The following is a 1,381-nucleotide window of genomic DNA, read 5'->3' as shown; positions in this document are numbered from 1 at the left end:
TGGGCGAGTTCAACGGGTCGACGCAACACCGGGCTCTTGGAGCGAGAGTAGCTGCTCGGCGAAGACCTCGGCGGGGGTCTTCCAGCCGAGGACCTTGCGGGGCCGGTCGTTGATCGCCAGGGCGACGGCCTCGAGGTCATCGGCCGACCAGCGGGACAGGTCGGTGCCCTTGGGGAAGTACTGGCGCAGCAGCCCGTTGGTGTTCTCGTTCGTCGGCCGCTGCCACGGCGAGTGCGGGTCGGCGAAGAACACCTTCGTGCCGGTCTCCAGTGCGAACAGCGCATGCCCGGAGAGCTCCTTGCCGCGGTCCCAGGTGAGCGTCTTGCGGAGTTGCTCCGGCAGGGTCGTCATCGACGTCGTGAGCGCGGTGTTCATAGCGACGGCGCCGTATCCTCCGAGCGAGGGGCCGTTCTTCACCGGCGGCTTCTCACCCCAGCCCTCCAGTCGTGGCAGGTGCACCAGGATCGTGGACCGGCTGGAACGCTCGACGAGCGTGCCAATCGCGGACCGGCCGGTGCCGATGATCAGGTCACCCTCCCAGTGCCCGGGAACGGCACGGTCTGCAGCTTCGGCCGGGCGCTCGGAAAGGACCACGTCGGCGGTGACGTGTCCCTGTGCCTTGTTGCGCGTCCGGGCTCGTGGTTCGCGCAGCGCCCGTCCGGTGCGTAGGCACGCGACGAGCTCACGTTTGAGGGCGCCACGGCCCTGGATGAACAGCGACTGGTAGATCGCCTCGTGGCTGATCCGCATGGACTCATCATCGGGGAAGTCGACCTTGAGGCGGTGAGAGATCTGCTCCGGACTCCAGGCCGTCGCCCACCGCCGGTCAGCGCGGTGGGGCTTCATCTTGCGGCCCTTCCACCCGGGCGTGGCCGGTCCCGCGACTGGCGTTCCGTCGGCGCGTCGCACGGTGCCGTCCAGGCGCTGCTGGACGTACTCGCGCAGGCGGTCGTTCTCGGCGAGCTTGGCGACCTTGGGCCGCTTGGCGGCCTGCTGGGCCTTCCACTGCGCGACGGTCGCCCGGTACTCCAACTTCCCGCTGCGAGTGGCGGCGTTACGGCGCAGCTCACGCGAGATCGTCCCCGGGTCACGACCCAGGGCGCGGGCAATCTGACGCACTCCGGTCCCGGTCGCGTGCAGGATCGCGATCTCCTCACGCTCTTCGAACATCAGGTAGCGGCCCGAGGGCGTGGCCAGCGAGATCGGCGGCATGCCGCCAGCGTGGCGAAACCACCGCGTTCCCACCGGCCACGACACGCCGACCGTCAACGCCGCATCGGCCGATGAAACTCCCGTGGCGATCTGCCGCCAGAACTCGCGCTGCACCACCCGTGACGGCTCCGGCCGTCCAGGAGAGCGCATCGCCGGGCGAAGCGCGCGA

1 protein-coding gene is annotated in these 1,381 nt (G+C 69.6%); it reads right to left on the bottom strand.

Annotation, left to right across the window (positions count from 1 at the left end):
* Positions 1–9 precede the first annotated feature (9 nt).
* Positions 10–1,381, bottom strand: a 1,372-nt coding sequence (locus IF651_RS17265; protein ID WP_241744584.1) for an IS30 family transposase, incomplete at its 5' end; no start/stop codon positions are given.

Source organism: Cellulosimicrobium arenosum (genome assembly GCF_014837295.1).
GTDB classification, from domain to species: Bacteria; Actinomycetota; Actinomycetes; order Actinomycetales; family Cellulomonadaceae; genus Cellulosimicrobium; species Cellulosimicrobium arenosum.
This window is presented reverse-complemented; position numbering and strand designations above follow the sequence as displayed.